This window comes from Amycolatopsis sp. NPDC101161, from assembly GCF_044768185.1.
Lineage (GTDB): Bacteria > Actinomycetota > Actinomycetes > Mycobacteriales > Pseudonocardiaceae > Amycolatopsis.
Window position 1 is genome coordinate 432554 of record NZ_JBIWPI010000001.1, and the last position, 22144, is coordinate 454697.

Below are 22144 nucleotides of genomic sequence, written 5' to 3' on the forward strand. Positions count from 1 at the left end.
GAGTTCACCAGGCCTTTTCCCGGTCGTAAATCCGGCCCGGCGGCGTCGGGTGCATCCGGGTGATCCTCGCTGTTACGGCCGTGTTGCGCGCCACAGCGAACCACCGCGCACCGGGAACCGAATAGGGTCGATTCCGTGCCCGCCCCTTCGCGCCATTCCCGCCTGTCCGCCGACGGTCCCGTCCTGGACGGGATTCCCGAGCACGGCCGCGTCCCGCGCTACTACGCGGTGAAGGTCGAGCTGCTGGCGGTGATCGCGGAACTCGGCGAAGGATCGGTGCTGCCCACGGAACGGGAACTGTGCGAGCGGTTCGAGGTGTCGAGGGCGACGGTGCGGCAGGCGGTCGGCGAGCTGGTGCTCGAGGGCAGGCTGAGCCGGCGGCAGGGGAGCGGCACGTTCGTCGCGGGGCCGAAGCTGGTGCAGCCGCTGGCCCTGGTGAGCTACACCGAAGGGTTGCGCCGCCAGGGGATCCGGCCCGGCCGCACGGTGATCACCCTGGAGCGGCGCGTGGCGGGCAGCGCGCTGGCGGCGGACCTGCAGGTCACGTCGGACGCCGAGGTGATCCACATCGAGCGCGTGCTGCTGGCCGACGAGGAGCGCGTCGGGCTGGAGTCGACATATCTCCTGGCGGAGCGGTTCCCGACGCTGCTGGAGGTGTTCAACCCCGAGCAGTCGCTGTACGCGTGCTTGAGCGAGAAGCTCGGGGTGGTGTTCGACGGCGCCGAAGAGCGCGTCGAGACGGTGCTGGCGACGCCGCGCGAGGCGTTGCTGATCGGGACGAACCCGGCGTTGCCGATGCTGCTGATGCACCGGATCTCGTGGGGTCCGGACGGGGCGCCGTTCGAACGGGTGCGGTCGCTGTACCGGGGTGACCGGTTGAGCTTCATGACCCGGCTGGGCCGCGCCTGACGAGCTTGCCGCGGTCGCGGTCCTGAGTTTCACCGGCTGAAGAGTCCCTTCCGGCGCGAGCCACGGCCGGGACTGCCAGTCCCCCACCTGCATGTTCGTCGCCGCCGGCCGACCATGAATATAACGAGACGGTAACTCATCCGGTCCAATATTCGAAGGCGCTTCACTCCGCGTTCGCCGAGGGGCCAGCGCCCGTTGGCGCGCGGCCGACAGCGTGGGCCGCGTGCGAATCCTCATCGTGGGCGGTGGCGTGCTCGGCACGCTGCACGCCTGGCAGGCCGTCGAGCGCGGCCACGACGTCGTCCAGCTCGAACGCGAACCCGAGGCCCGCGGCGCGTCCGTCCGCAACTTCGGCCTGGTCTGGGTCGGCGGCCGGGCCGCCGGGGCCGAGCTGGCGACCGCGCTGCGGGCCCGGCACCTCTGGGAGCGGATCGGCGCGCGCGTCCCCGGGCTCGGCTTCCGGCCCAACGGCTCGCTGACCGTCGCCCGGACCGGCGCCGAACTCGCCGTCGCCGAGGAAGCCGTCAAAGCCGGAGCCGACCGCGGCTACAAGCTCCTCGACGCCACCGAGACCCGCGAACTCAACCCGGCTCTCCGCGGCGAGTTCCGAGGCGCCCTCTGGTGCGAACGCGACGCCGCCGTCGAACCGCGCACCGCGCAACCGGCCCTGCGTGCGGAACTCGCCGGGACCGGCCGCTACACCTGGCGTCCCGGCCGCGAAGTCCGCCACCTCACCGGCACGGGCGTCGTCGACGACCGCGGTGAGCGCCACGACGGCGACCTCGTCCTCTTCTGCACCGGCGCCTGGACCGGCGGGCTCGTGCGGGAGCTCGCTGGGGAACCGCCGGTGAGAAGGGTCCGGCTCCAGATGGCCCAGACCGAGCCCCTCGGCGAAACGCTCACCACCAGCGTCGCCGACGGGGACAGCTTCCGCTACTACCCCGCCTACCGCGGCGAAGCCCTCGACACCCTCGAAAAGACGCAGCCGCAAACCGAAACCGCCCGGGCGCACCGGATGCAGCTCCTGCTCGTCCAGCGGCTCGACGGCTCCCTCACCATCGGCGACACCCACGAGTACGACGAGCCCTTCGCCTTCGACGTCACCGAAGACCCCTACGACCACCTGGAAACCGTCGCCGGCGCCCTGCTCGGGCGCCCGCTGCCGCGGATCCGGCGCCGCTGGGCCGGGGTCTACGCGCAGACCGCCGACCCCGGCCGGATCGTGCACCGCGCCCGCGTCGCCGGCAACGCCTGGCTCGTCACCGGGCCGGGCGGCCGCGGCATGACCTGCGCACCCGCCATCGCCGAAGACACCGCCGAGGAGCTGGGCCTGTGACCCCCGAACTCGTCGTCCTGGACATGGCGGGCACGACCGTCGCCGACGACGGACTCGTCGTGAAGGCCTTCACCGCCGCCATCGAAACCATCGGCGTGCCCGAAGAGAAGTACCCGGAAATGCTCCAGTACGTCGTCGACACCATGGGCCAGTCGAAGATCACGGTCTTCCGGGCTCTCCTGCGGGAAGACACCCGGGCGCAGCAAGCCAATTCCGCCTTCGAAGCCGCGTACGGCGACCTGGTGCGAGCGGGGGAGTGCCAGCCGATCCCGGGCGCCGAAGACGTCATCCGCGGCCTGCGCGGAGACGGCGTCAAAGTCGCCTTCACCACCGGCTTCGCGCCCGCCACCCAGCAGGCCATCCTCGACGCGCTCGGCTGGCGCGACCTGGCCGACCTCGCGCTCGCGCCCGGCGACGGCGTCCGCGGCCGACCCTTCCCCGATCTCGTCCTCGCCGCCGCGCTGCGGCTCGAAGTCACCGACGTGCGGCGCACCGCCGTCGTCGGCGACACCGCGTCCGACGTCCGTTGCGGACTCCGCGCCGGCGCGTCCGTCGTCGCCGGCGTCCTCACCGGCGCCGGCCGCCGCGAAGACCTCCTCGAAGCCACCCACGTCCTCGACTCCGTCCGTGACCTCCCCACCCTGCTCGAAGGAACGAAATGAAGAAGACCCTGGCCACCGTCCTCGCGGTCGCGCTGACCGCCGTCCTGTCCGCCTGCGGCGGCACCGGCGCCGCGAGCGCCGGCGGCAAGACCGTCACCGTGTACACAGTGGACGGCCTCGAAGACTGGTACACCGCTCGCTTCGCCGAGTTCAAGCAGCAGACCGGCATCACCGTCCAGGCCGTGACGGCCGGGTCCGGCGAGGTCGCCTCCCGCGTCGAGAAGGAGAAGGCGAACACCCAGGCCGACGTCCTCGTCACGCTCCCGCCGTTCATCCAGCGCGTCGCCGGCCTGCTGCAGCCGTACTCACCGCAGGGCGCCGGCCAGGTGTCCGAAAAGGACCCGCAAGGCCGCTACTTCGCCATGATGGACAACTACCTCAGCTTCATCCGCAACCCGCAGTCCAGCGCGAAGACCTGGGACGACCTGCTCGACCCGAAGCTCAAGGGCAAGGTCCAGTACTCGACGCCCGGCGAGGCCGGCGACGGCACCGCCGTCCTGCTGCAGCTGCAGCACGTCCTCGGCGAGCAGGGCGCGCTCGGCTACCTCGGCAAGCTGGAGGCGAACAACGCCGGGCCGTCGTCGTCCACCGGCAAGCTGCAGCCGAAGGTGGCCAAGGGCGAGCTGCTGGTGGCCAACGGCGACGTCCAGATGAACCTCGCCGAGATCGCCAAGAGCGGCGGCTTCGACGTCTTCTTCCCGGCCGACGCCCAGGGCAAGCGCTCGACGTTCGCGCTGCCGTACTACGCCGGGCTCGTGGCGAACGCGCCGCACGCCGAGGACGCGAAGAAGCTCCTCGACTTCCTGTTCTCGCCCGAGGTCCAGGCGAAGGCCGCCGACGCGTACGGCATCCCGGCCCGTGCCGACGTCACGGCCACCGGCGCGAACGCCGCGAAGATCAAGGCCGCGCTCGACGGCGTCGAGATCTGGCACCCGGACTGGGCCGCCGTGCTCGGCAAGCTCGACGCCGACCTGGCCGCGTACAAGAAGGCCGTCGGCCGATGACCCCGGCCGTCGAGTGGCGTGGCGTGTCCGTCCACTTCGGACGCACCACCGCGCTCGACTCCCTCGACCTGACGGTCGGCCGCGGCGAAACCCTGGCGCTGCTCGGGCCGTCCGGCTCGGGCAAGTCGACGGCGCTCAAGGCCCTCGCCGGGTTCGTCCGGCCCGGCGCGGGCCGGGTGTTCCTCGGCGGCGAGGACGTCACCGACCGGCCGCCGCACCGGCGCGGCCTCGGCGTGGTCGTGCAGAGCTACGCGCTGTTCCCGCACCTGCGCGTCGACGCCAACGTCGCCTTCGGGCTCAAGGCGCGACGGGCGCCGCGCGGCGAAGTCACCCGGCGCGTCGCCGAAGTCCTCGACCTCGTCGGCATGGGGACGTACGCCCGGCGGTTCCCGCGGGAGCTGTCCGGCGGGCAGCAGCAGCGCGTCGCGCTCGCGCGGGCGCTGGCCATCCGGCCGGACGTGCTGCTGCTGGACGAACCGCTGTCCGCGCTGGACGCCACCCTGCGCGAGGACATGCTCGCCGAACTGCTGCGGCTGCGCGCCGAGCTCCCGGACACCACGCTCGTCTACGTCACCCACGACCAGGGCGAGGCCCTCGCGCTGGCCGACCGCATCGCCGTCATGCGCGACTCGCGGCTGGTCGAGACGGGTCCGTGCGAACAGCTCTACCGACGGCCCGCCTCGGAGTTCACCGCGAGCTTCCTCGGCGCGGCCAACCTCATCCCGGTCGACCTCGTCAGCGACGGCACGCCGGCGACGGTCCGGCTCGGCGAGCGCGTGCTGACCGCCGAGCCGACCGGCGCCCTCGGGCCCGGCCCGGTGGCCCTCGGCGTCCGCCCGCACCGCGTCGGCGTCGGCGAACCCGGTGCCGGCACGCTCCCGGCGCTGGTCCGGGCCGTGCAGTGGCGCGGCACCGGCTACCGCTTGGACCTGGTCCTGGCGACCGGCGAGACGATCCGGGCCGAGGTGCCCGAGGCGTTCCCCGTCGGGTCGGCGGTCGGTGTCTCGATCCCCGACGGCTGCCCGCTGGTCGGGGTCGGTACATGACCGCGGTGGCCCTCGTGAGCGGGAAACAGCGTTCCCACCCTGTTTCCCGCTCACGACGGGGTTGGGTGTGGCTGCTGCCGCCGCTGGTGGTCGTCGCGGTGTTCTTCGGCTACCCGCTGGTCCTGGTGGCCGGGCAGTCGCTGACCACGAACACGGGCTTCGGCCTGGGCGTCTGGGCCGACGTGCTGGGCTCGGCCGAGTTCCGGGACGCGGCCGGGCAGACCGTGGTGCTCGCGCTGGGCGCGACGACCGGTTGCGTGCTGCTCGGGACGTTCCTCGCGCTGGTCGTCGCGTTCGTCCCGTTCCCGGGCGCGCGGACGCTGTCGCGGCTGGTCGACACCGTGCTCGCGTTCCCGTCGTTCCTCATCGCGCTGGCGTTCACGTTCCTCTACGGCAGCGCGGGTGTCTTCGGCGCCGGCGGTTTCCTCTACTCGCCGTGGGGCGTGCTGCTCGCCGAGATCACGTTCTACACGCCGTTCGTGATGCGGCCGGCGCTGGCGGCGTTCGGCCAGGTCCCGGGCGTGCACCTGGACGTCGCGGCGTCGCTGGGCGCGCGGCCGGGGCGGGTGCTGTGGCGGGTCGTGCTGCCGGCGGCGCTGCCGTCGCTGGCGTCCGGGGCGTGCTTGACGCTGTTGCTGGCGCTGAACGAGTTCGGCATCGTGCTGTTCCTCGGCGCGAAGGGCGTCACGACGCTGCCGATGCTGGTGTACGGCAAGGGGATCGTCACGTTCGACTTCCCGGCGGCGAGCGTCGTCGCGCTGGTCGACGTCGCGATTTCGCTGCTGCTGTACGGGAGTTACCGGGTTCTCGCGGGAAGGGGTCGCGGTGCTGCTGTGGACGCGGCGTAGCAAGGTGCTGCTGTGGCTGGTGTTCGGCGTGGTGTTCGCCGTCGTGGTGGCGGCGCCGCTGGTGATGATCGTGCTCGCGTCGTTCGCCGGGCACTGGACGGGTGTGCTGCCGGGCGGGCTGACCTTCGCCCACTACGCCGACGCGGTGTCGGGGGAGACGTTCGCGAGTCTCTCGGTGAGTGTCCAGACGGGTGTCATCGCGGGCGCGGCGGCCGTCCTGCTCGGCACGGGGGCGGCGCTGGCGGCCGAAACCGCGCCGCGGCGGCTGCGGCAGTTCGCCGACACGCTGTTCCACCTGCCGATCGCGGTGCCGTCGGTGGTGCTGGGGCTGGCGCTGCTGGTGGCGTTCAGCCGGCCGCCGCTGGCGTTCAACGGCACCCGCTGGATCGTGCTGCTCGGGCACCTGCTGATCCTGCTGCCGTTCGCCTACAGCACGGTCTCGGCGGCGCTCGCCCGCGTCGACCCGCTGCTCGCGCGGGCGGCGGCGTCGCTCGGGGCGTCCCCGGTGCGGGTGCTGCTGCGGGTGCGCGTCCCGGTGCTGCTCCCGGCGATGACGGCGTCGGCGAGCCTGGCGCTGGCGATGTCGATGGGCGAGCTGGGCGCGACGATGATGCTGTACCCGCCGGACTGGCGCACGCTGCCGGCGAGCATCTTCGCGCTGACCGACCGCGGCCAGGTGTTCCTCGCCTCGGCGGCGACGGTCGTGCTGCTCGGGGTCACCCTCGCGGGGGTGGTGCTGCTGGGCCTGGTCCGCGGCCGGGCGGCGCACCGGTAGGTGCAACCGAATCGGCGTCCGCTCCGTCTGGCAGATATGCGCACACTGCTGGGTACGGGCCTGCTGCTCCTCACGCTGACGGCGTGCGGGGCGGCGGGTACCGCGGGCGCTCCGGGCAGCACCGGACCGGAGACCCCCACGACGTCGGCTTCGTCCTCGGTGCCGGGTTCGCCGACGGTCGCGCCACCGCCGTCGCAGACGGTCGGCCGCCCGACGCAGGGCATCGCCCCGGGCGACGACGTGATCGCGGAGTCCCAGATCGACGCGCGCGGGCTGCCCGAGGGCTACCCCCGGAGCCTCACCCGCAGCCTCGACGGCAAGACGCTGATCCTCCAGGCGGAGGAGGGCGGCTGCCGGCACGTTTCGGCGCACGTCGGTGACCAGACGCCGCAGCAGGTCGTCGTGCTGGTCGCCGTCAGCGCGGCGAAGAAGGGCCAGATGTGCCCGGACTACATCAAGGAGATCACCCTCCCGCTGACCCTCGCCGAGCCGCTGGGCACGCGCACGGTGGTGCTCCGCCAGGGCTGAGGAGCTCCCGCGGACGCTGGGAGGGCCGCCCCGGGATGCCCGGGGTCGCCCTCCCAGACCACGTCCGGGGGCTTCGTGGGAAAAGCACGAACCAGTCGATCTTCCGTGCAACCCGAGCGCCGTCCGTTCCGTCTTCGGGGTATGAGGTACTCAGCGAAGGTGGTCGGGACAGGCGCGTTCCTGCTGATGGCGACGGCTTGCGCCGGCCAGGACATGCCCACCAGCCAGCCCGCGGCCGGAGGTGACTCCGCCGCCCCCACCGGGAGCGTTTCGACGTCGCCGACCGAGTCGGTGCTGCCGACGTCGCCGTCGGCCAACCCGCCCGGCAAACCGCGGCTCACCGTGCCCGAAGGCAGCGCGCCGGTGCCGCCCGACAAGATCGACGCCACGGCCCTGCCCCAGAACTACCCGCACGAGGTGTGGACGGCCAACGGCGGCACGATCCTCAACATCCGCGCCCAGGAGGGCGGCTGCGGCCACGCCCTCGGCGAGGCGACCGAGCAGGCGGGCGACCGCGTCGTCGTCAACCTGAGCGAGACCAAGGCCCAGACCGGCCAGATGTGCACCATGGACATCCGCTACCCGGTGATCTCGGTCGCCGTGGCCGCGCCGCTGGACCAGCGCACGGTCGTGCTGAAGACCACGCCGCCGAAGTGATCACCCTGCCCTAGGCTCGGGTGATGGGAAGCCGCCAGGTCTCACGCACCGCGATCGTCGCCGCGCCGCCCGAGAAGATCTTCGGGCTCCTCGCCGATCCGGCCCAGCACCCGCTCATCGACGGATCCGGCACGGTCCGGGCCGCCCAGTCCGGCGGCCCGGACCGGCTCACGCTCGGCGCGCGGTTCGGCATGGACATGAAGATCGGCGCGCCGTACAAGATCCTCAACACCGTCGTCGAGTTCGAAGAGGGCCGGCTCATCGCCTGGCGGCACTTCAACGGCCACCGCTGGCGCTGGCGCCTCGAGCCGCTCGAGGACGGCCGCACCGAGGTCACCGAGACGTTCGACTGGTCGACGGCGAAGTTCCCGCTCGCGATCAGCCTCAGCCCGTTCCCGCGCAAGAACGCCGAGGGCATCGAGAAGACCCTCGCGCGGCTCACCGAGCTGTTCCCGGCCTGACGACGGCCGTGCGACAGCCGGTACGACGGCGGGCGGTCCTCGCGATCTGCTGCCTGAGCCTGTTCATCGTCGGGCTCGACAACACGATCGTGAACCTCGCGCTGCCGTCGATCCGCCACGAGTTCGGCGCGTCGGTGTCCAGTCTGCAGTGGACGATCGACGCGTACACGCTGGTGCTGGCGAGCCTGCTCATGCTGTCCGGCTCGACCGCGGACCGGATCGGGCGGCGCCGGACGTTCCAGACCGGGCTCGCCCTGTTCAGCCTCGGTTCGCTGCTGTGCGGGATCGCGCCGTCGATCGGGCTGCTGGTCGCGTTCCGCGCGCTGCAGGCGATCGGCGGGTCGATGCTCAACCCGGTCGCGCTGTCCATCGTCGCGAACGTCTTCACCGACCCGCGTGACCGCGCCCGCGCGATCGGCGTGTGGGCCGGGGTGAACGGGCTGAGCCTGGCGGTCGGCCCGGTGCTCGGCGGCGTGCTCGTCGCCTGGGCGGGCTGGCGCTCGATCTTCTGGATCAACGTCCCGGTCGGCGTCGCCGCGATCGTGCTGACGGCGCTGTTCGTCCCGGAGTCGCGCGCCCCGCGCCCGCGCCGCCTCGACCCGGTCGGGCAGCTGCTGGTGATCGTGCTGCTGGCGTCGCTGACGTACGGGATCATCGAAGGCCGCGGCTCGGGCGCACCGGTGATGGTCGGCTGCTTCGTGCTCGCCGCGGCGGCGCTGGCGGTGCTGCTGCCGTACGAGCGACGGCGCCGGGACCCGTTGCTGGAGCTGAGGTTCTTCAGGAGCGTCCCGTTCTCGGGCGCGACGCTCACCGCGATCGCGGGATTCGCGGCGCTGTCGGGGTTCTTGTTCCTGACCACGTTGTACCTGCAGGAGACGCGCGGGTTTTCGGTGCTGCACGCGGGGTTGCTGACGCTGCCGATGGCGGTGCTGACGGCCGTGGGCGCGCCGTTGTCGGGCCGGCTGACCGGCGTCCGCGGCCCGCGGCTGCCGCTGCTGGTGGCCGGCGCGGGGATCGCGGCGTCCGGCGTGGTACTGGCGGGCACCGGCCCGGCGACGCCGATCGCGTGGGTGGTGACGGGGTACGTGTGCTTCGGCATCGGCTACGGGTTGCTCAACGCGCCGATCACGAACGCGGCGGTGTCCGGGATGCCGCGCGAGCAGGCGGGCCTGGCGGCGGCGGTGGCGTCGACGAGCCGCCAGGTGGGGACGTCGCTGGGGGTGGCGGTGATCGGCGCGGTGGTGGCGGCGGACGTGGGAACGCCGCCGGGGACGGGCCACGCGGTGTGGGCGATCGTGGCGGGCTGCGGAGTGGTGGTGTTCGCGCTGGGTTTGGTGACGACGGGTCGCTGGGCCCTGGCGACGGCGGCCCGGGTAGGCAACTCGGACCACGACGGCGCGCCAGTGGCCTGAGCCAGGGCGGCGGGGCAGTGGCGGCGGCTGGCGGTGCAAGTGGCCTGGAGCCGGAGCGGGGCGGTGGCTGGCGGTGCGCTAGGGGTGTGAGCGGTGCCCGCACCGCGGCTGGCGGTGTGCCGGTGGTATGAGCGGGGCCCACACCGCGGCTGGCGGTGTGTTGGTGGCGTGGGCCGGGGTGGGGGAGCGGTCGGCGGTGCGCTGGTGGCGTGACCAGGCCCGGACCGTGGCCGGCGTGCGCGCTGAAGCATGGTCCGAACCACTCGCGCCCCGCGGCGTGATCCTCGCATCGGGCCGCAGGTGGCCGCCACTCTTCACCCCAGTGGTCCGGACCACCTCTTTCCCTCGCGCGTCGAAGTCGTCGAAAAACTTCCGGCGGTTCCGGTGAACCGCCCGTATTACCGGGCCGTATCCAAGGGTGAGGTGGTGATCAGAGAGGAGGGGCACATGCCCCGGTTGAGCAGTGGTCGGCACCGCAAGCAGGCGACCGTCGGGCTGGCCGCGTTGCTGGGCGTTTCCGGCATCACCGCGGCCGCCATCGCGCTGAGCAGTCCCGCGGGCAACGCGGCCGAGGCACCGAAGGAGAACTGCGGGGGACTCGACACCGCCCTGCAGAACAACCTGAACTTCATCGCGGGCCAGCGGGCGAACCCGGACGCGCAGTCGGCCGCGCGGATCGCCAACCGGCAGGCGGTCGTCGACCTGATCCAGCAACGGCGGCAGGTCGCGGGCTGCACGGCGAACGTCGCCGCGAACAACGGCCAGGCCGCGCAAGCCCCGGCCGCACAAGCCCCGGCGCAGCAGGCGCCGGCCCAGCAGAACCAGAACCAGCCGCAGAAGCAGAACCCGTCCGGTGTGGACACCGGCGCCGTCGGTGCCGTCGTCTGCCCGGGCTCGACGGTGACGCTCTCGGGCGAAGGCGGCGCGCCCGCCGCGTCCAGCAACCAGTTCCCGGCGGGGACGAAGCTGAAGGTGACCAACCTGGACAACTCGAAGTCCACCACGGTGGCGGTCACGTCGGTGTCGGGCAGCTGCACGCTGCTCAACAACGCGGCCTTCGAGCAGGTGCGGGAACCCGGAAAGTTCCTCATCCGGCACGCGCGGATCGAGCGCGTCGGCTGAGGGAGCAGGGAAGAAAGGGGGCACCGGCGGCGGGCCGGTGTCCCCTTCCCCTGCGTTCTAACGGAAGCTGATCTGCAGCACCGGGTCACCGGTGCTGGCGAAGAAGTCGTTGCCCTTGTCGTCGATGACGATGAACGCCGGGAAGTCCTCGACCTCGATCTTCCAGACGGCTTCCATGCCGAGCTCGGCGTACTCGAGGACGTCCACCTTCTTGATGCAGTCCTGAGCGAGCCGCGCGGCCGGGCCGCCGATCGAACCGAGGTAGAACCCGCCGTGCGACTGGCACGCGTTCGTCACCTGCTTCGAGCGGTTTCCCTTCGCCAGCATGACGAGTGAGCCGCCGGCGGCCTGGAACTGCTCGACGTAGGAGTCCATCCGGCCGGCGGTCGTCGGGCCGAACGAGCCCGACGCGTAGCCTTCCGGCGTCTTCGCGGGCCCGGCGTAGTAGACCGGGTGGTTCTTCAGGTAGTCCGGCATCTCCTCGCCGGCGTCGAGGCGCTCGGCGATCTTCGCGTGCGCGATGTCGCGGGCGACGACCAGCGGACCGGTGAGCGAAAGCCGCGTCTTGACCGGTAGCTGCGAGAGCTGCGCGCGGATCTCGGCCATCGGCCGGTTGAGGTCGACGCTCACGACGTCGTCGGAGAGGTCTTCCTCGGTGACGTCGGGGAGGAACCGCGCCGGGTCGCGCTCGAGCTGCTCGATGAACACGCCGTCGGCGGTGATCTTCGCCTTGGCCTGCCGGTCGGCGGAGCAGCTCACGGCGATGCCGACGGGGCAGCTGGCGCCGTGGCGGGGGAGCCGGATGACGCGGACGTCGTGGCAGAAGTACTTGCCGCCGAACTGCGCGCCGATGCCGAACTGGCGGGTCATCTCGAGCACCTGCTGCTCGAGGTCCTGGTCGCGGAAGGCGTGGCCGAGCTCGGAGCCCTCGGCCGGGAGGTTGTCGAGGTAGCGCGCGGAGGCGAGCTTCGCGACCTTCAGGTTGAACTCGGCCGACATGCCGCCGACGACGATCGCCAGGTGGTACGGCGGGCAGGCCGCGGTGCCGAGGCTGCGCAGCTTCTCGTCGAGGAAGCGCGCGAGCCGCTTCGGGTTCAGGACGGCCTTGGTCTCCTGGTAGAGGAAGGTCTTGTTGGCGCTGCCGCCGCCCTTGGCCATGAAGAGGAACTCGTAGAAAGGATCTTCGGGCTGGCCGGCTGTGTTGTCCCTGTGGTAAAGCTCGACCTGGGCGGGGAGGTTGGTGCCGGTGTTGCGCTCGTCCCAGAAGTTCACCGGCGCCATCTGCGAGTAGCGCAGGTTCAGCTGCTGGTAGGCGTCGAAGATGCCCTGCGAGAGCGCGCGCTCGTCGTCACCGCCGGTGAGGACGCCTTCGCCGCGCTTGCCGATGACGATGGCGGTCCCGGTGTCCTGGCACATGGGGAGGACACCGCCGGCCGAGATGGCGGCGTTGCGCAGCAGGTCCATGGCGACGAAGCGGTCGTTGCCGGACGCCTCGGGGTCGTCGACGATGGCCCGCAGCTGCCGCAGGTGTGACGTGCGCAACAGGTGCTGGATGTCGGTGATCGCGGTGCGGGCGAGCGTGGTCAGTGCGGCGGGGTCGATCTTCAGGAACTTCCGCCCGGCCGCCTCGACGGTTTCGACGCCCTCGTCGGTGACCAGCCGGTACTCGGTGGTGGTGTCCTTGCCCAGCGGGAGGACTTCGGTGTGCTGAAACGTGGTGGTGGACGGCACTGCCAGGCTCCTTTGCCAGCTCCGGGATCGGTCCACCCTACGCAGCGGGGAGGGCCACGCCGAAGAGGCATGCGATCACTGTGGGCCACCCCACGCCGTTCGGCCGCGGGCTCGATGTCCCCACAACCCCGAAGCCCGATTGTGACTACGGCCGGCAGTACCGCGTCAAGGCGGGAAAGCGTGCCTTGACCCGGCACCGCCGGCCGTGTTCTGGCTTCGGATCGGGGTTGCGGGGAGGTCTGGCTGCGTGGGGTGCGGGTTGCGGGGAGGTCTGGCTGCGTGGGTGCGGGTTGTGCCGCCGGCGTGCGTTCGCTTCGCCTCGGACGTTTGGTCGGGAGGCCGGGTCCACCCCGACGGACCCGACCTCCCGGGGAAAGCGCCGGGTGCGTGCACACCCGGGCGCCTGGTCAGTGCCGTACCGCAAGCCGCTCCACGAATGTGGCGTGACGGAGGTCATAAGTCAACGCGGCCGAACGGGTACCAGCGGAGGGTTGCTACCCACCGCTGTCGGAGGCCAAACCCAGTTTTCGTGAAGAATTTTCGACGACCGCCACGGGAAACGCGGAACCGCTGGTCGTGGACGTGCGAAAGGGGCGGGTGCAGAGAGCACCCGCCCCTTCACGAAAAGCGATCAGCTGGCGTACGCGCGGAGCCGGTCGGCTCGCTCGCCCTGGCGGAGCTTCGACATGACCTCGCGCTCGATCTGGCGGACGCGCTCGCGGGAAAGCCCGAAGTGCTTGCCGATCTGGTCGAGCGTGCGCGGCTGGCCGTCGTCGAGGCCGTAGCGCAGGCGGATCACGTGCTGCTCGCGGTCGTCCAGCGTCGCCAGTACGCGGCGCAGGTCGTCCTGCAGCAGGCCCGAGATCACGGCGCTCTCGGCGTCCGTCGCCTCCGAGTCCTCGATGAAGTCGCCCAGCGGGGCGTCCTCCTCGGTGCCGACCGGCATGTCCAGGCTTACCGGGTCACGCGAGTGGTCGAGCAGGTCGGAGATCTTGTGCGCCGGGATGCCCGACTCGGCCGCCAGTTCCTCGTTCGTCGCGTCGCGCCCGAGCTGCTGGTGCAGGTCGCGCTTGATGCGGGCGAGCTTGTTGACCTGTTCCACCAGGTGGACCGGGAGCCGGATGGTGCGGCCCTGGTCGGCCATCCCCCTGGTGATGGCCTGGCGGATCCACCAGGTCGCGTAGGTCGAGAACTTGAACCCCTTGGAGTAGTCGAACTTCTCCACCGCGCGGATCAGACCCAGGTTCCCCTCCTGGATCAGGTCGAGCAGCGGCATCCCCCGGCCGGTGTAGCGCTTGGCCAGCGAGACCACCAGGCGGAGGTTGGCCTCCAGCAGGTGGTTCTTGGCCACGTGGCCGTCGCGGACCAGGGCGGACAGCTCCTTGCGGCGCTTCGGGGTGAGGTTCTCCCCGGTGTCCAGCATGTGCTGGGCGAAGACGCCGGCTTCGATGCGCTTGGCGAGCTCGACCTCGTCGGCCGCGGACAGCAGCGCCGTCTTGCCGATACCGTTGAGGTAGACGCGCACGAGGTCGGCGGCGGGGCTCGGGGCGTCGAGGTCGCCGTCGGCGAGCGCCCCCACGCTCACCGGCTCCTCGGACACCTGAGCCGGGATGCGCTCGCGAATCCCGCGCGACTCGCGTTCGAGAGTCTGGACTGACATTCTGCCTCCCCGGTCACGGGCTGAACGTGCTGCTGCGGTCGTCCCACCGGGTGCGTACCCGCGGACCGGGGCCTGTGGAACCCGGTACGCCGGTCCGGCCGGCTTGGCTGGACATCTGGCACAACGCTCCGGGTTCCCAAAACGTTCCCGGCTCGTCATAGGAGAAGACGGCTGCCGGAGCGATCCGGTTGCTCAACCAATGCTGAGCTTTTGCTGAGAACGGTCCGTGACCGGAGAACCTGAGAATTCCCTATGAATCCGGTCATAAACCGAACCGGATCGTAGTGGTCTAGACCTCTACGAGAACGGTGAACGGACCGTCGTTGACGCTCGAGACCGCCATCATCGCCCCGAAACGCCCCGTCGCGACGGTGGCGCCGCGCCCGCGCAGCTCGGCCACGACGGCGTCCACCAACGGCTCCGCGACCTCCGGCCGGGCAGCCCGCGTCCACGACGGCCGCCGCCCTTTCTTCGTGTCGCCGTAGAGCGTGAACTGGCTCACCACGAGCAGCGGCGCATTCGCCGTGGCGCATGATTCCTCGTCGCGAAGCACGCGCAGCTCGTGCAATTTGCGCGCCATCACGGCGGCCTTCGCCGCGTCGTCGTCGACGTGGATTCCCAGCAGCACAAGCAAACCCGGTCCGTCGATCGCGCCGACGACCTCGCCGTCGACCGTCACGTCCGCCCGCGCGACGCGGGCCGCGACGGCCCTCACCGGCCCGCCGGGACGAGCATCCCGTGCCGGACCAGCTCGCGGACGACGGGCAACGCGGTGGCGGCGAGCTCCGAAGCGTCGAGTCCCTGCGAGAACGCGAGGAGCTCGATCAGGTCCTCCAGCGGCAGCGCGCCCCGGCAGCCGGCGAGCAGCCGCGCGGCCAGTTCGTCGACCTCGTGCTGCCAGCCCGGCCCGTCGGTGCGGTGCAGCCGCCGGACGGTCGTCGCCCAGCCCTCGTCGCCGGGTTCTTCGATGCTTTCCAGCAGAACCGTGTCGGGCACCACAAAACGGACATCGAGCAATGAATCGCCCGATTCGCGCAGCCAGTCGACGCGGTCCAGCCAGCCCGCCGCTTCCGGGCCCAGCGGGTCGTCGTAGGCCTGCCGCAGGTCCTCGCAGACGACGGTCGGTGTCCGCCCGGACGCGCGCCGCAAGGTGACGAAGCCGAACCCGATGCCCTGGACGTCGTTCGCCGCGAACCAGTCGAGCCACGCCGCCGCCTTCGCGCGGCCTTCCGGCGAGCGCGGGTCGAGGCCCGCGTCCCGCAGCCAGGTGCCGACGTAGAGCGCCGGGTCGGCCACATCGCGCTGGACGAACCACGCATCGGTCTCGGCGGGCAGCCAGCGGCTCACCCGGTCGGCCCAGTCCTCTTTCCCCGTGTGCAGCCACGAGGCGAGCAGCTGCCCCACGCCACCCTCGTTCAGGAACCCGGGCAGCTGCCGGACGACCAGCGCGCTCGCGTCGTCGCCGGCCAGGCCGGAGTCGCGGTAGGTGTAGTCGACGCGCGCCGGGCCGACCACGAACGGCGGATTGCAGACGACCTGGTCGAACTTCCGCCGCGCGACCGGCGCGAACCACTCGCCGCGCACGAGCTCGACGTCCAGCTCGTTCAGCCGGAACGTCGCCGCGGCCAGGACGAGGGCCCGCTCCGAGACGTCGGTCGCGGTGACGCGCTGGGCGTGCCGGGTCGCGTGCAGGGCCTGGACGCCGTTGCCGGTGCCCAGGTCGAGCAGCGTGCCGACCGGGCGGCGGCTGGTCGCGCGGATCAGCGACAGCGACGCGTGGCCGACGCCGAGCACGTGGTCCTCGGGCACGGTGGTGCCGAGCACGTCGGCGTCGAGGTCGGACACGACCCACCAGGAGCCTTCGTCGTCACCGTGCGGCCGGATGTCGAGGGCGGCGCGGTATCCCTCGGACACCGAGGCCAGCACACCCGCGGCCACCGCGTCCGACGGCGTGAGCGGGGCGAAGGCGGCCTTGACCGCGGTCTCCGGCTCGGTGCCGCCCAGCAGGAACAGCCGGATCAGCGTGCCCAGGTCACCGGCGTCCCGGCTCGCGCGTTCGGCGGGCAGCGGCTCGCCGCGGCCCAGCGCCGCGTGGGCGGCCCCGCCGAGGGCGGCCACCACGCCGTCGGCGTCGTAGGAAGTGCGCCGGAAGGCCTCGCGCAACCGCGCGCAGACGTCGTCGGACAGGTCGGGCAGTACGCTTCGCGTGCTCACGGTGGGTAATGCTGCCACGATGGCCCCCGTGACCCCTGAACGCGTCCTCGCCCCGCTCGACGCGGCGCTGCCCGAGCTCGAAGCGCTGTACATCGACCTCCACCGGCACCCGGAGCTGTCCTTCGCCGAGACCCGGACGGCGGCCGAGCTGGCCCGCCGGCTGGAGCGCGACGGCTACGAGGTGCACACCGGCATCGCCGGCACCGGGGTGCTGGGCGTCCTGCGCAACGGCGAGGGCCCGACGGTCCTGCTGCGCGCCGACATCGACGCGCTGCCGGTCGAGGAGAAGACGGGGCTGTCGTACGCGAGCACCGCGCGCGGCACCGACGAGCACGGCAAGGACGTCCCGGTCATGCACGCGTGCGGCCACGACATGCACGCCACCTGGCTCTCCGGCGCCGCCGCGCTGCTCGCGAAGGGGCGGGACGCCTGGTCCGGCACGCTGCAGGTGGTCTTCCAGCCCGGCGAGGAGGGCGCGGGTGGCGCCGCCCGGATGATCCGGGACGGCCTCTTCGACCGGGCGGGCACCCCCGACGTCGTGTTCGGCCAGCACCTGGTGCCCGGCCCGGCCGGCTGGGTGCTCACCCGGCCCGGCGTGATCATGGCCGCGACCGACACCCTGCGGATCACCCTGCACGGCCGCGGCGGGCACGGTTCGCGCCCGGAGACGACCGTCGACCCGGCCGTGCTGGCCGCGTCGGTGGTCCTCAAGCTGCAGACGATCGTCTCGCGCGAGATCGCCGCCACCGACTCGGCCGTGGTCACCGTCGGCTCGCTGCACGTGGGCACGGCGAGCAACGTGATCGCCGACGACGCCGTCCTCGAGGTCAACGTCCGGTCGTTCGACCAGGCCGTCCGCGAGCGGGTGCTGGCCGCGGTCGAGCGGATCGTCCACGGCGAGGCGGCCACGGCCGGCGCGCCGAAGCCGCCCGAGGTCGTCCGGTCCGGCTCCTACCCGATCACCGAGAACGACGAGGCCGCCAACGACGCGCTCACCGAGGTCTTCCGCGCGCGGTTCGGCGCCGACGTCGTGCTGCCGGCGCCGCTGGTCACCGGCAGCGAGGACTTCAGCGAGTTCGGCCGCGCGGCCGGGGTGCCGTCGGTGTTCTGGCTGGTCGGCGGCTTCGACCCGGAGACGGTCATCACGGCGATGACCGAGGGCCGGTTCGAGCGCGACGTCCCGTCCAACCACTCGCCGCGCTTCGCCCCGGTGCTGCACCCGACGCTGCGCACGGGCATCGAGACGCTCGTCGCAGCCGCGTTGAGCCGGTTGTCCCACCCCGCTGTCGGATGAGCGCCACAGGTGGGACGATGGATCGTGGAGGTGGTGCAGTGACCACGCCCGCCAAGGACTCGGACCCGGTGCTGATCACCGGGGCGGCCCCGTCGTACGAAGAGCAGTTCGCCGCCCGCAAGCGCAAGTACGTGATCATGATGGCCTGCCGGATCCCGTGCCTGATCCTCGCCGGGCTGACCTACCACACGTGGTGGCTGGCGCTGGGGTTCCTCGCGATCTCGGTCCCGCTGCCGTGGATCGCGGTCCTGATCGCCAACGACCGCCCGCCCCGCAAGTCCGAGAACGTCTCGACCTACCAGCGCGAGGCGACGGCGATCGAAGGCACCAGCCACCGGGTGATCGACGGCTAGCGTCAGACCGGCTGCGGGCCCACCTTCCCGACGGCCAGGGCGCCCAGCCGCGTCCCGTGCCGCAGGACGTCCACAGTGGACTCCCCGGCCAGCCAGCCGGTGAGCACGCCCGCGTCGAACGCGTCGCCCGCGCCGGTGGAGTCGACGCACTCCGCTTCCACGGCCGGGACGCTCGTGACGCCGCCGTCGTCGACCCAGCTCGCGCCGTCCAGCCCGGCGGTCACCACCACCGCGCCGACCGTGCCGAGCAGCTCCTTCGCCGACGCCGGGTCCGCCGAGCCGGTCAGCGCCACCAGTTCCTCGGTGTTCGGCATCAGCAGGTCGACGCCGCGGACGTCGTCGAGGAACGCCGCCGGGTCGGTGATGTGCGCGGCCGCCTGCGGGTCGACCGATGTCGTCAAACCGGCCTCGCGCGCGGCGGCCAGGGAGGCCAGCCCGGCCGCGCGGGACGGCGGGTCGAGCAGGACGTACCCCGACAAGTGGAGATGCCGAGCGCCGGACAGGGCTTCGGGCGTGACGTCCTCGGGGGCGAAGCGCTGGTTGGCGCCGCGGTCGGCGAGCATGCTGCGCTGCCCGGAGCCGTCGACCATCACCACGACGCAGCACGTCGGCGCCTCGGGGTCGACGGCGAACGCGCACCGCACGCCCGCCGCCTCCAGCTCCGCGCGGATCAGCCGGCCGCCGGGGTCGTCGCCGATGCGCGCGACCAGCGTCGTCTTCGCACCGAGGTGCCGCAGCCACAGCGCCGTGTTGGCGCCCGAGCCGCCGCCGGTGAACCGGATCTTCGCGCGGGCGTCGCCGCCGTGCGGCAGCGGCTTGTCGTGCCGGGCGATCACGTCGAGGGCCGCGTCGCCGACCACCACGATGCCGCTCATGCCAGCGCCACCGCGACTTCGGTCGCCAGCTTCGCGTTGTTGAGCACCAGGGCTTCGTTGGCGTCGATGCTCACGCCGCCGCTGGCCGTGTGGAAGTGCTCCAGCAGCACCGGGGTGACGTCGGCGCCGTGCACGCCCCGCTCGGCGACCAGCGCGAGGCCTTCGGCGAGCAGCCGGTCGTGCAGCTCTTTGTCCATTTCGGACACTTCCGGGATCGGGTTCGCCAGCAGGACACCGGAACCCGCGTACGCGCGGTGCGCGGCGACCACCGCGGCGGCCTGCTTCGGGTCGTCGACCCGCCAGCCGACCCGGTGCCCGGACGAGCGGAGGTAGAACGCCGGGAAGTCGTCGGTGCGGTAGCCCAGCACCGGCACCGAGTTCGTCTCCAGCACTTCGAGCGTGGCCGGGATGTCGAGGACCGACTTCACGCCGGAGCAGACCACGACGGTCGGCACCTTGGCCAGCACGCCGAGGTCCGCCGAGACGTCCCAGGACTGCGCCGCGCCGACGTGCACGCCGCCGAGCCCGCCGGTCGCGAACATCCCGATGCCGGCCGCGGCGGCCAGCGCCGACGTGCTCGCGACGGTCGTCGCGCCCGAGCGGCCGAGGCCGACGGCCGGGCCGAGGTCGCGCAGCGAGAGCTTGTCGAGGCCGGCGTCCGGCGCGCAGACGCGCTCGAGCTCGGCGGGGGAGAGGCCGACGACGACGCGGCCGTCGAGCACGGCGATGGTGGCCGGGACGGCACCGCCGTCGCGCACCACGCGCTCGAGGCGGCGGGCGACGTCGAGGTTGCGGCCCGGCGGCAGCCCGTGGGACAGGATGGTGCTCTCCAGCGCGACGACGGGGTGCCCGTCACGCAGCGCCGAGGCGACCTCTTCGTGCAGGTTGAGTGGGGTGGTCACGAGGAACCATCATCGGTGATCGTCCCGCTCGCCGCGCCAGTGGGTCAGCTCGGCGGCGAGGTTCGCCGCCGCGGCGGTCGCCCAGCGTGCCCGCGCGGCTTCGCTGCGGTAGAGCGGCCGCGCGAGCATGCGTTCGAGGACGGCGATGCGCCCTTCGCGCCAGACGTCGTCGGGGTACTTCGCGTACTCCTGCCGCACGCCTTCCGCGTAGACCGCGTAGTCCTCGGCGGGTGCGCCGAGGACGGCGAGGTCGGCGTCGAGGAGCGCGGTGGCGAGGCGGTCGTCCGGTGGGGCGTCGTGCTCGATCGTCGCGAGGATCAGGCCTTCGACGCGGTTCTTGGCCGTTTCGCCGACTCCGTCCAGCGCCTCGCGAGCCCATCGCGCGCTGGCGCGTTCGTCTTCGCCGGGCTTCGCGTCGTAGACGACGTCGTGAGTCCACGCGGCGACGGCGACGATCGCGCGGTCGGTTTCGCCGAGGTCTTCGGCCAGCCAGGCGGAGTCCCGCGCGACAGCGGCCGCGTGGGTGAGCGTGTGGTAGCGGCGGTGGGGTTCGCCGTAGCGGGCCCGGAGTTCCGGCCAGGCGCCGGGAGTGCCGCCGAGGACGGCGATCGCATCGGCCCACTTCACGGGAACGTCCAGCGGGTCGGGGTGCGCGTGAAGTCCTTCTCCCGCAGGCCGATGACCTTCTCCGGCCGCAGCCGCATCGACGCGTTGGCGGCGGGGTCGAGGAAGTCTTCTTCGTACGCCGTCGCGTACTTCGCGTTCATCGCGGCCAGGAACTCCCGCAGCGCCGCCGGGTCGGTGACGATTTCGGCCGTGCCCTCGACGACGACGGGCTCGTAGGGATCGTCCGTGGCGATCGACACCGCCGAACCCGCGGCGATGTTCCGGGCCTTCACCGACCGCCGGGACGAGGAGAACCACAGGACCTCGCCGGTCCACACCGCCCAGACCGGCATCAGGTGCGGGCGCCCGCCGGGGGTGACGGTCGCCAGCCAGAAGTCGTGCGAGTCCCGCAGCCGCTCGTCGGCCCAGGACCAGGGCAGCAGCCCGTCGGGACCGGCCGTGATGCCGTAGCCCGGCATGTGCGGCCGGGCGGCGCGGGGCTCGCCCATCAGTCGAAGATCCCCCGCGGCCGCGCGACCTGGTCCAGCCAGTCGTCGAGCTGCTTCTCCCAGTTCACGTCCGGCTTCATCGTGAACATCCCGAGGAAGTCCTGCCCGCGCCCGCCGAAGCCGCCCGTCTTCGAAACCCGGACCCGCTTGGTGACCTCCAGGACGACGTCCGTGCGGTCCGACGACGCCAGGAACGTCACCGCGAGCTGCGAGAACACGCTCGCGAAGCGCGGCGAAGGCGTGAAGCGGACCTCCTGGAAGAACGGCAGCTGCTGCTGGGCGCCGTTGATCCGGCCCTGCTCGAGAATCGCCTCGCGGAAGGTGAAGCCGATCCGGCTCAGCGCGTCGAGGACCCGCTTCTGCGCGGGGAGCGGCTCGATCGCGACGGCGTCGGCGTCGAACGGGTCGGACACCGCCGCCGCGAGGTCCAGCTCGGCCCGGACGCCGACCGCCGTGCCGGTGAGCGGCTTGCCGTAGACGCTGGTCACCGGCGTCTCCCAGGGCAGCGGCACCTCGAACGGCACCCGCACCTGCTGGCCGGCGCGGATGACCTCCCGCCCGACGAGCTGCTGGGTGCCGAAGGGGAGGTCTTCGGTCTTGTCCGCGCCGGGGACCTGGACGCGGGCCAGCAGCGTCACCGCGAGGCCCTTGATCTCCTGGTCGACGTCGCCGCCGGCCAGCAGGACCTCGCCGTGCAGGGGCCGGCCGGGGGTTGCGGTCCGGTCGAGCAGGCGGGCGTCGATCTTCGCCCCGCCCGAGCCGAACGTCGCGAGCACCTTCTGGAACATGCCGTGGATCCTGCCAGGCCGAAGACCTTTCGCGCGGGGACTCAGGCACAATGGGCGGGTGAGCACCGAGACGCTGACGAAGCCGGAGACCACGCCCGAGGGCACGGACACCACCGACGACGACACCCCGAAGATGTTCCACTACGTGAAGAAGAACAAGATCGCCGAGAGCGCGGTCATGGGTAATCACGTGGTGGCGCTCTGCGGCGAGGTCTTCCCGGTGACGAAGTCGCCGAAGCCCGGGTCGCCGGTCTGCCCGGCCTGCAAGGAGATCTTCGACGGGTTGCGCCCGGGGGAGTGATCCCGGCCTGATCCCCGGCGGGTGAGCCCGCCGGGGCTTCTTGCTGTCCGGAAGCGGACAAGTCGTCGAACAAACGTGAAAAACCTTCATTCGGCGGGTGTGCCGGGTGCCGGTGAGCTGGTAAATCCTCCGTGCCAGGTTCCCTCACCCA

General features: G+C 72.1%; 24 protein-coding genes. 15 read left to right on the forward strand and 9 right to left on the reverse strand.

Going from position 1 to position 22144, the window contains the following annotated elements; all coding sequences use genetic code 11:
• The first annotated feature begins 135 nt into the window (after positions 1–135).
• From ACIRSS_RS02175 to ACIRSS_RS02230, 12 genes are all read left to right on the forward strand, one after another.
• Positions 136–909, forward strand: a complete 774-nt coding sequence (locus ACIRSS_RS02175; RefSeq protein ID WP_400889621.1) for a GntR family transcriptional regulator — start codon at positions 136–138, stop codon at positions 907–909.
• A 223-nt stretch (positions 910–1132) separates the two neighbouring features.
• Positions 1133–2245, forward strand: a complete 1113-nt coding sequence (locus ACIRSS_RS02180) for a TIGR03364 family FAD-dependent oxidoreductase (protein ID WP_400889623.1) — start codon at positions 1133–1135, stop codon at positions 2243–2245.
• Positions 2242–2907, forward strand: coding sequence for a phosphonatase-like hydrolase (locus ACIRSS_RS02185; protein WP_400889625.1), 666 nt, complete (start codon positions 2242–2244; stop codon positions 2905–2907). The genes ACIRSS_RS02180 and ACIRSS_RS02185 overlap by 4 nt, the downstream gene beginning before the upstream one ends.
• Positions 2904–3911, forward strand: a complete 1008-nt coding sequence (locus ACIRSS_RS02190; protein WP_400889627.1) for a 2-aminoethylphosphonate ABC transporter substrate-binding protein — start codon at positions 2904–2906, stop codon at positions 3909–3911. Before ACIRSS_RS02185 ends, ACIRSS_RS02190 begins: the two co-directional genes overlap by 4 nt.
• Complete coding sequence (locus ACIRSS_RS02195) at positions 3908–4957, forward strand: ABC transporter ATP-binding protein (protein ID WP_400889629.1); 1050 nt, start codon at positions 3908–3910, stop codon at positions 4955–4957. Before ACIRSS_RS02190 ends, ACIRSS_RS02195 begins: the two co-directional genes overlap by 4 nt.
• Entirely contained in the window at positions 4954–5805 is an 852-nt protein-coding gene (locus ACIRSS_RS02200) for a 2-aminoethylphosphonate ABC transporter permease subunit (RefSeq protein WP_400889631.1), read from the forward strand. The genes ACIRSS_RS02195 and ACIRSS_RS02200 overlap by 4 nt, the downstream gene beginning before the upstream one ends.
• Positions 5783–6580 carry an ABC transporter permease gene (locus ACIRSS_RS02205; protein WP_400889633.1) on the forward strand — a complete coding sequence of 266 codons (798 nt, stop codon included), beginning with the start codon at positions 5783–5785 and terminating at the stop codon, positions 6578–6580. The genes ACIRSS_RS02200 and ACIRSS_RS02205 overlap by 23 nt, the downstream gene beginning before the upstream one ends.
• A gap of 36 nt (positions 6581–6616) precedes the next feature.
• Entirely contained in the window at positions 6617–7108 is a 492-nt protein-coding gene (locus tag ACIRSS_RS02210) for a hypothetical protein (protein ID WP_400889635.1), read from the forward strand.
• Positions 7109–7249: 141 nt separating this feature from the next.
• The gene (locus tag ACIRSS_RS02215; protein ID WP_400889637.1) at positions 7250–7765 is read left to right on the forward strand and encodes a hypothetical protein; all 516 of its coding nucleotides are present in this window, start codon (positions 7250–7252) and stop codon (positions 7763–7765) included.
• 23 nt (positions 7766–7788) lie between these two features.
• A complete protein-coding gene (locus ACIRSS_RS02220) occupies positions 7789–8226 on the forward strand; it encodes an SRPBCC family protein (RefSeq protein ID WP_400889639.1) in 438 nt (145 codons plus the stop codon).
• Between the two features lie 8 nt (positions 8227–8234).
• Positions 8235–9638 (forward strand): MFS transporter, encoded by a 1404-nt coding sequence (locus ACIRSS_RS02225; RefSeq protein ID WP_400889641.1) that lies wholly within the window; start codon positions 8235–8237, stop codon positions 9636–9638.
• A 447-nt stretch (positions 9639–10085) separates the two neighbouring features.
• On the forward strand, positions 10086–10760 hold the full coding sequence (locus tag ACIRSS_RS02230; RefSeq protein ID WP_400889643.1) for a hypothetical protein: 675 nt from the start codon (positions 10086–10088) through the stop codon (positions 10758–10760).
• A 57-nt stretch (positions 10761–10817) separates the two neighbouring features.
• On the opposite strand, the gene ACIRSS_RS02235 is transcribed toward ACIRSS_RS02230, so the two are convergent.
• The 4 genes from ACIRSS_RS02235 to ACIRSS_RS02250 all read right to left on the reverse strand — a co-directional run bounded on the left by ACIRSS_RS02235 (position 10818) and on the right by ACIRSS_RS02250 (position 16365).
• Positions 10818–12491: a fumarate hydratase gene (locus ACIRSS_RS02235; protein ID WP_400889645.1), complete on the reverse strand. Its 1674-nt coding sequence runs from the start codon at positions 12489–12491 to the stop codon at positions 10818–10820.
• 631 nt (positions 12492–13122) lie between these two features.
• Positions 13123–14151, reverse strand: coding sequence for a sigma-70 family RNA polymerase sigma factor (locus ACIRSS_RS02240; RefSeq protein ID WP_400889647.1), 1029 nt, complete (start codon positions 14149–14151; stop codon positions 13123–13125).
• Positions 14152–14440: 289 nt separating this feature from the next.
• Positions 14441–14866: a D-aminoacyl-tRNA deacylase gene (dtd, locus tag ACIRSS_RS02245; protein ID WP_372668244.1), complete on the reverse strand. Its 426-nt coding sequence runs from the start codon at positions 14864–14866 to the stop codon at positions 14441–14443.
• Positions 14863–16365, reverse strand: a complete 1503-nt coding sequence (locus ACIRSS_RS02250; RefSeq protein ID WP_400889649.1) for a methyltransferase — start codon at positions 16363–16365, stop codon at positions 14863–14865. The genes dtd and ACIRSS_RS02250 overlap by 4 nt, the downstream gene beginning before the upstream one ends.
• Positions 16366–16393: 28 nt before the next feature.
• Between ACIRSS_RS02250 and ACIRSS_RS02255 the strand changes: the two genes are divergently transcribed.
• Both ACIRSS_RS02255 and ACIRSS_RS02260 read left to right on the forward strand, forming a co-directional pair.
• Positions 16394–17659, forward strand: a complete 1266-nt coding sequence (locus tag ACIRSS_RS02255) for an amidohydrolase (protein WP_400889651.1) — start codon at positions 16394–16396, stop codon at positions 17657–17659.
• A gap of 17 nt (positions 17660–17676) precedes the next feature.
• Entirely contained in the window at positions 17677–18012 is a 336-nt protein-coding gene (locus tag ACIRSS_RS02260) for a DUF3099 domain-containing protein (protein ID WP_400889653.1), read from the forward strand.
• Positions 18013–18014: 2 nt separating this feature from the next.
• On the opposite strand, the gene ACIRSS_RS02265 is transcribed toward ACIRSS_RS02260, so the two are convergent.
• From ACIRSS_RS02265 to ACIRSS_RS02285, 5 genes are read right to left on the reverse strand one after another with little or no spacing between them, the layout of a single operon-like run.
• A complete protein-coding gene (locus ACIRSS_RS02265) occupies positions 18015–18887 on the reverse strand; it encodes a carbohydrate kinase family protein (RefSeq protein WP_400889655.1) in 873 nt (290 codons plus the stop codon).
• Positions 18884–19789: a pseudouridine-5'-phosphate glycosidase gene (locus ACIRSS_RS02270; protein ID WP_400889657.1), complete on the reverse strand. Its 906-nt coding sequence runs from the start codon at positions 19787–19789 to the stop codon at positions 18884–18886. Before ACIRSS_RS02270 ends, ACIRSS_RS02265 begins: the two co-directional genes overlap by 4 nt.
• A gap of 9 nt (positions 19790–19798) precedes the next feature.
• Positions 19799–20416 carry an HD domain-containing protein gene (locus ACIRSS_RS02275; RefSeq protein ID WP_400889659.1) on the reverse strand — a complete coding sequence of 206 codons (618 nt, stop codon included), beginning with the start codon at positions 20414–20416 and terminating at the stop codon, positions 19799–19801.
• A complete protein-coding gene (locus ACIRSS_RS02280; protein WP_400889661.1) occupies positions 20413–20904 on the reverse strand; it encodes a PPOX class F420-dependent oxidoreductase in 492 nt (163 codons plus the stop codon). The genes ACIRSS_RS02275 and ACIRSS_RS02280 overlap by 4 nt, the downstream gene beginning before the upstream one ends.
• Positions 20904–21692 carry a sporulation protein gene (locus ACIRSS_RS02285; protein WP_400889663.1) on the reverse strand — a complete coding sequence of 263 codons (789 nt, stop codon included), beginning with the start codon at positions 21690–21692 and terminating at the stop codon, positions 20904–20906. Before ACIRSS_RS02285 ends, ACIRSS_RS02280 begins: the two co-directional genes overlap by 1 nt.
• Positions 21693–21750: 58 nt before the next feature.
• Between ACIRSS_RS02285 and ACIRSS_RS02290 the strand changes: the two genes are divergently transcribed.
• Positions 21751–21993 (forward strand): DUF3039 domain-containing protein, encoded by a 243-nt coding sequence (locus ACIRSS_RS02290; RefSeq protein ID WP_167379801.1) that lies wholly within the window; start codon positions 21751–21753, stop codon positions 21991–21993.
• The last annotated feature ends 151 nt before the right edge of the window (positions 21994–22144 follow it).